The sequence below is a fragment of the Microbacterium sp. H6 genome (genome assembly GCF_003314775.1).
Lineage (GTDB): Bacteria > Actinomycetota > Actinomycetes > Actinomycetales > Microbacteriaceae > Microbacterium > Microbacterium oxydans.
In genome coordinates, this window is the sequence record NZ_QOAY01000085.1 from 1 (window position 1) to 226 (window position 226).

Annotated in this window: 1 pseudogene; it reads right to left on the bottom strand. The window is 75.2% G+C overall.

The window, feature by feature from the left end:
- Positions 1-42: 42 nt before the first annotated feature.
- Positions 43-226 (bottom strand): annotated as a pseudogene (locus tag DSP71_RS05925) (ABC transporter substrate-binding protein); the annotation flags it as partial.

Genomic DNA, 226 nt, shown 5'->3' on the forward strand with positions numbered 1-226 from the left:
GGGCGGACGCCGCAGCATCCGCCCCCGTTGCGGTGAGGGTGGTCACTGGACCGCCGCGGCCCACTTCTCGCCGAGCAGCGTGCCGGCGTTCGTCGACTGCTCCTCGGTCGGGACGACGGTCTCCTCCGGAGCCTCGGGGAGCGCGGCGGCGAGGTCGGCGTCGATCGTGCCGGCGTCGGTCATGGCCTCCATCCGCACCGGACGGGCGCCGCCCTTCAGCCACAGG